Origin of the sequence: Aquimonas sp. (genome assembly GCF_044377145.1) — a bacterium.
GTDB lineage: Bacteria > Pseudomonadota > Gammaproteobacteria > Xanthomonadales > Xanthomonadaceae > Aquimonas.
Genome location: NZ_JBILJQ010000036.1, coordinates 43,047 through 49,808 on the forward strand (window position 1 = coordinate 43,047; position 6,762 = coordinate 49,808).

Sequence of the window (6,762 nt, forward strand, 5' to 3'; positions counted from 1 at the left end):
CCTGCTTGACAGCGCCCTCACGGCAGAACTACCACGCCGGCTACTGGCGATGACTCACGGGCGCCGTGGCAACGGGTCGCTACGCGAAGTGGCGGCGGTGGAATGCCAAGCGCGACAGCTTCGCACCAAGACCTGGGATCTCGAGTAGCCGGGCCCGTTGGATGCAGCCTCGACCAGCCGCGCCCGGGCCTGAGTTCGGCACCTCAGGCCAAGCGGAAATCAGCACCGGCCTTCGTCCCATACGCCCGCTATGTCGGAACACCGGCACGCTTGACAGAGTGAATTACAGGCGTAATCTTTGATCGTCGATTACAAAGGTAAACGAAATGCAGATCAGCGACGCTGAATCCGTGGTCATGGAGGTGCTGTGGGCGGGCAGCCCGCGCACGGCTGAAGAAGTGATCGAAGTGCTCAGCAGTACCCAGCACTGGCAGGAGCCGACCATCAAGACCCTGCTCAACCGCCTGCTGAAGAAGGGCGCGATTGAAGCAGACCGTGATGGTCGCCGCTATCTGTACACGCCGTTGCTGCGACGCGAAGACTGGGTGCGCGTCCAGAGCAGCAGTCTGCTGGAACGTCTGTTCGGCGGTCGGCTGGCGCCCCTGGTGGCGCAGTTCCAGCAGGACGGTGGCCTCAGCCGAGAAGACATCGCCGCTCTGCGTGCCCTGCTCGACCAGGCAGACCGCGCCGATCAGACCCCGAAGGCAGCCACGCCGAGGAAGCGCTGATGAATGCCCTGACCGATACACTGCTGATCCAAGCGATTGAAGTCAGCTTGGCCGTCAGCGCGGCCTGCGTTTTGATGCTGTTGGCGGGCAAGCACTGTCGACAGCTGTTCGGCGCGCGGATCAGCTACCTCATGTGGCTGCTGTTGCCCGCCAGCGTGCTGGGGGTCCTGCTGCCGGCCCCGGAGCGTGCGCCCGCCGCGGTACAGCTGATCGGTGCCGAACCGGGCGTCATCATCGGTGCACCGCAACCTCTGCTGGAGGCTCCCGCCGAACCTCTGCTCGCGCTCGCGCCGGTGCTGCTGGTGCTGTGGGCGGTCGGCGCAGCGATCACTCTGTGGATGCTCTGGCGCCAGCAACGCCGCTTTCGCGCCAGCCTCGGCCGCCTGCGCACGCGGCCCGATGGTGTGTTGATTGCGGAAACACGCAATGGGCTGCCGGCAGTGGTGGGCCTGCGCCCGAAGGTGGTGCTTCCGGCCGACTTCGAGCAGCGCTTCAGCCCTGAACAACAGGCCCTGGTGATCGCCCACGAGCGCGTCCATGCAGAACGCGGCGATGTGCTCTGGAACGCCCTGTTCGCCCTGCTCGGCGCATTGCAGTGGTTCAACCCGTTGCTCCGTCTGGCCTACCGGCGGTTCCGGCTCGATCAGGAACTCGCCTGTGACGCACGCGTGCTCGGCCTGCATCCGCATGCACGGCGCATCTACGCCGACGCCCTGCTCGGCAGCCCGAACAATTCACCCGCAGCACCGCTGGCCTGCCCGGCCTTCGGCACCCATCCCTTGAAGGAGCGCATCGCCATGCTCAGCCGTCCCCTCCCCTCCGCGCGTCGCCTGCTGGTCGGCGCGGCGCTCGCATTCAGCATCTCCGCTGCCGCAGCTGGATTGGCCTGGGCCAAACAGACGCCGAGTGCCACCACGCCGGAACTGCTGTCTACGCGCATTGAAGTTTCGGCAGGCGGCGGCCCGGTACAGCGTCCGCATCTGATATCGCCGGCAGGCGACGCGCATGGCTTTCGACTGACTGATGAGACCGGTGCGGAATGGGAGGCCGAACTCCGCACCGTCGCAGACGGCGAGAACCACTATCGTGTTGACCTGCGCCTGAGCCGAGACGGCGAACTCATGAGCTCGCCGCGCCTGCTGCTGGAGGCCGGCCAGCAGGGCGGCGTGGAAGTTGCGGACGCCGATGGCAGCATCGCGTTGGCGCTGCAGTTGACCGTGAACCCCGCAGCCGCGGATGAGGCGTCCAAGTCGGCTGCAGCGGCGGAAAACGCGCCAGTCGCAGCCGCGACGGACGCACCACGCCGCCTGCAACCGGGAATTGTGACTACACCCAACACGGCGCCCGAGGCCGACGCCAGCGTCCGCGCAATGAAGCCACCGCGCTATCCGGTGGCAGCCCTTCGCGCGCGTCAGGCGGGCAATGTGCCGCTTGAAGTTCTGATTGGTACGGATGGCCGTGCGGAAGAGGTCAGCATCAACGAGAGCTCCGGCTCGGAGCTGCTGGACGCGGCCGCGGCTGAGGCAGTCAAGGGCTGGACCTTCAACAGCGCGCGCAGTGGCGGTGAGAATGCGCCCAGTCGTGCTCTGGTGCCGATCAGCTTCTCTATCAGCACCGGTGAAGTTGCACCGCCGATGCCGGCGCCACCGCCTGCGGCACCTCAGCCACCGATGCCGCACGCCCCGACGAACCCACCTGCACCGCCCGCACAATCCGCCGCTGCCGCTGCGCCACCGGCGTCGGCGCCCCACGCACCGCCAAAAGTATCCGACCGTGAGGTCAGCTATCGCAGCATGACTGCGCCGGCCTACCCCAAGGAGTCAGTGGTGGCACGCGAGCACGGCGTGGTGATTCTGAGGGTGAGGGTGGCAGCCGATGGCCGCCCTCAGCAGATCGAAATCGCCCACAGTTCGGGCTCGCAGCGGCTCGATCAGGCGGCCTCGGCGTCGGTCGAGCGCTGGACCTTCGACCCCGCCCTGCGCGACGGGCGGCCGGTCGACGCCTGGATCCAGCTGCCGGTGAAGTTCTCGATGGATGAGCACACCGAGACGATCGAGGGCTTCGACGGCGCACTTGACGCCATCGAGGTCAAGGCGAGCTGAGCCGCATACGGCGGCCAGCTGATGCCGAACCACGCCGCACGCGCGCTTGGCGGAGCGCGCGCGGCGACCTCGCCCACCAGGAGCGCTCGCGATTCGGGCGCTCCCTGCGTGCATCTGCCGTCGGACTCTCGAGTCCACGCCTGTTGACCCTGCGCCAATCCGCGGCCTCAAGCATTGGTCTTCGGCTCATAGCCCCGATGCGCTCGATGCGGCAGGTCGCGTCAGCCGACTCCGCCGTTTTGGCACCTCTGCCAACTGTTCGCACCGCATTTTGTTCTGGAATTCGCGGATGTGAACATGCTGCAGTTGCGCAGTTTGCGCATTCGCAAACTGCGAACTGCGGCCTCCATCAAGCTTATCAGGCCATATTGCGTTGCAATTTGACACCGGTGGTCAAAAGCCCTGAACTGTACGGGCTCCGCAGCGTCATTCGTGCCGAAGTAAAGCGCACGCCCAAGCACTGACAGCAGAGCAGGCACAGGGGCCTATCCACATTCGGGAAACACTCATGAACACCAGCACGAAAGTTCTGGCGCGGAGCCTTGCGCTTCTCGTCTGCCTCGGCGCCACCGGCGCCGCACATGCTCAAGCGGTCGGCTACGCCACTGGCACCACCGGCGGCGGCGGCAGTTCACCCATCAACGTCAACAGCCCGGAGGCCATGCGCGCAGCGCTTGACAGCTACAGCGGCAGCGGTGGCCTGGTGCTGAACTACACCGGCAGTTTCAACTTCGCCAGCATCACCGATGTCTGCGCGCAGTGGCGCAAAGATCCGGTCGTGGTCGAGATCAAGGACAAGAGCGACATCACCATCCAGGGCGCCAATGGCTCTTCGGCGAACTTTGGCATCTTCATCGTCGGCAACTCGCAGAACATCATCGTCCGCAACATGACGATCGGCCTGCTGCCGGGCGGCGAAGGCGCCGATTCGATCACCGTCGAAGGCCGCGGCACCGGCCGCATCCCCTCGCGAGTCTGGATCGACCACAACACCATCTTCGCCTCGCTGACCAGCTGCCCCGGCGCAGGCGACGCCAGCTTCGACGGCGGCATCGACATCAAGCGTGGCGCCAACCGGGTAACGATCTCCTACAACCACGTGCACAACTATCAGAAGGTGGCGCTGAACGGCCATACCGATAGCTTCACCGAGCACGATGTGGCCCGCACCACCTACTACCGCAACCGCTTCGAGAATGTGCAGGCGCGGCTGCCGCTGCAGCGCTTCGGCCTGTCGCACATCGCCAACAACTACTTCGGCAACGTAGCAACCTCGGGCATCAACATCCGCATGGGTGGCATCTCGCTGATCGAGGCCAACTACTTCGAGAACGTGGCCAATCCGGTGACCTCGCGCGACAGCTCACAGATCGGCTACTGGGACCTGCGCAACAACTTTGTCGGCCAGGGCATCACCTGGAGCTCCGCCAACAGCAGCACGGTCAACGCCACCAACTGGCAGACCACGCGCGCGTTCCCGGGCTCGCTCGGCTACACGATGGCGATCGCGCCCGCTGCGCAAGTCAAATGCCTGGTATTCGCCACCGCCGGTGCCGGCAAGAACCTCGCGACCACCGCGCCGAGCTGCGGCACCGGCGGAAGCTCATCGTCGAGTTCCTCAAGCTCCTCAAGCAGCTCCAGTTCGTCGAGCAGCTCCAGCTCGTCCAGCCCGTCGGCCGCGATCAACCTGAGCGCCAGCGGCACCAGCAGCGCCATCAATCTGAGCTGGTCGCCGGTGAACCTGACCCTCGCCGCACAGGAGGTCTATCGCGACACCGATCCTGATCCCGCCGGCCGCGTGCGGATCGGGATGGTGGGCTCGACCATCCGCAGCTACAGCGATACCAGCGCCAACGCAGGCACCACGTACTACTACTCGATCAAGAACACCACCAATGGTGTGGTCACCAACTCGAATGTGGCTTCAGCGGCGCGTTCGGGCAGCAGCTCGTCGAGCAGCTCATCCAGCAGTTCCTCGGGCGGTGGCGGCACGCCGCCGGCGCTCTCGGGGACCGGCGACTACCCAAGCGGTTTCAGCAAGTGCGCGGACTTGAACGGCACTTGCCAGGTCAGTGGCGGTAGCGGCTGGGTCGCGTTCGGCCGCAAAGGCAACTGGGTGCTGCGCTTCGTCGGTGTTGGCAACAGCGTCGCCTGCACCGTCGCGGCATTCGGCAGCGATCCGGGCGGCAACCCGAACAAGTGCTCGCGGCAGAACTGAGCCACTGTCCTTGTCCCTGGCGGGCGGGCCAGCTGCACCTCCGCCAGGGACTGCGATCGACCTCAGACGCTCTCCAGAAGCCCCAGTCCGCCGCGGCTCCGCCGAAGGCGGCACCAGAATCAATGAGACACACAGCTCCCAGAAGGGCGGCGAGGGCTCGTCGAAGCCCGTTCGCAGTTGGCAGACGGCAAGGGTGTTTGCCACACGAGGACCAATCACCCCTGCGCCAAATCAGTTCAAGTGATCTGCAAGACGCTGAACTCGCAAGGCCCGCACAAGGGTGCGTCCCGATGTGGTCCGTGAAGCCTCGCCCACAGCGAAGTCATACAGCCAACACAGCCCTCGCAGCGGTTCAGCGGATGGATTCGCGAGCGTGATTCTTGCGGCACAACTCAAGCACTTCCGACAGACGAGTATCTGGTTTCTTCAGGCTCTTTCGATCTGCTGCACTGCCATCCAGTACCGGTAGCCATGGAGCGTCAACTGCGCTGCGCCCATGGCGCACTGTTCTGCAGGGTTGCAAACCCGTTCGAAAGCAGCCACCCAGCCCGGATCACGGGCATCACTTTCGCAAAGGACACCCACATGAAAATCGACAATCGACTGGTCGCACGAGCGCTTGCGCTCGCCCTCAGCCCTCTCGCACTGGGCATCGCGCTCAGCAGCACCGCCAACGCCCAGGCCATGGGCTATGCCTCCGGCACTACGGGTGGCGGCAACCGCACACCCGTCAGCGTCAGCACGCCAGAGCAGATGCGCGCAGCCATCAACGCCTACAGCGGCAGCGGTGGGCTCGTCATCAACTACACCGGCCAGTTCAACTTCGCCAGCATCACCGACCCGTGCACCCAGTGGCGCAAGCCGGCGAACATCGTTGAGATCAAGGGCAAGAGCGACATCACCATCCAGGGCGCCAACGGCTCAAGCGCCAACTTCGGCATTTCGGTCGTTGGCAACGCGCGAAACATCATCATCCGCAACATGACGATCGGCCTTCTGCCGGGCGGCGAGGCCTCCGACGCCATCGGGGTTTCCGGTGACTCCTCGAACCCTGACCAGTTCCCGGTAGGCATCTGGATCGACCACAACACCGTCTTCGCGACGCTGACCAGCTGCCCAGGCGCAGGGGACGCCACCTTCGACGGTGGCATCGACATCAAGCGCAGCGCGCGCAACGTGACGATCTCCTACAACCACGTCTACAACTACCAGAAGGTCGGGCTGAACGGGCATTCCGACGGGTTCACAGCCCACAACAACGCCCGCACGACCTATTACCGCAACCGCTTCGAAAACGTCCAGGCGCGCGTGCCGCTGCAACGCTTCGGCCTCAGCCACATCGTCAACAACTACTTCGGGCGCATCAGCGACTCTGGCATCAACGTCCGCATGGGCGGCGTCTCACTGATCGAGGCGAACTACTTCGAAAGCGTCAACAATCCGGTCACTTCGCGGTCAAGCAGCCAGATTGGCTTCTGGGATCTGCGCAACAACTTCGTCGGCCCAGGCATCACCTGGTCGGGCGGCGGCGGCGACACCGTCAATGCCACTGGCTGGCAGACAACCCGCGCCTTCCCCGAATCTCTCGGCGGAACGCGTCAACCCCTTTGAGACAGCCTGTTCACCAGATAGCTGTCATTCGTTCTCCTGAGTGGCGGATTCGCTCATGCTTGCGATCTCGTTGCTTCCGAGTTCACTGGGCAGGGTCACGATG

The 6,762-nt window shown here is 64.8% G+C and carries 3 protein-coding genes and 1 pseudogene; all 4 read left to right on the forward strand.

Features of this window, described 5'->3' with window-relative positions:
* Nucleotides 1-326: 326 nt before the first annotated feature.
* The 4 genes and pseudogenes from ACIQ7H_RS12285 to ACIQ7H_RS12300 all read left to right on the forward strand — a co-directional run bounded on the left by ACIQ7H_RS12285 (nucleotide 327) and on the right by ACIQ7H_RS12300 (nucleotide 6,659).
* Complete coding sequence (locus ACIQ7H_RS12285; protein WP_395791841.1) at nucleotides 327-728, forward strand: BlaI/MecI/CopY family transcriptional regulator; 402 nt, start codon at nucleotides 327-329, stop codon at nucleotides 726-728.
* On the forward strand, nucleotides 728-2,830 hold the full coding sequence (locus ACIQ7H_RS12290; RefSeq protein ID WP_395791843.1) for a TonB family protein: 2,103 nt from the start codon (nucleotides 728-730) through the stop codon (nucleotides 2,828-2,830). Before ACIQ7H_RS12285 ends, ACIQ7H_RS12290 begins: the two co-directional genes overlap by 1 nt.
* 508 nt (nucleotides 2,831-3,338) lie before the next feature.
* A pseudogene (locus ACIQ7H_RS12295) lies at nucleotides 3,339-4,400 on the forward strand (polysaccharide lyase family 1 protein); the annotation flags it as partial.
* A gap of 1,233 nt (nucleotides 4,401-5,633) precedes the next feature.
* Nucleotides 5,634-6,659 carry a polysaccharide lyase family 1 protein gene (locus tag ACIQ7H_RS12300; protein ID WP_395791845.1) on the forward strand — a complete coding sequence of 342 codons (1,026 nt, stop codon included), beginning with the start codon at nucleotides 5,634-5,636 and terminating at the stop codon, nucleotides 6,657-6,659.
* The last annotated feature ends 103 nt before the right edge of the window (nucleotides 6,660-6,762 follow it).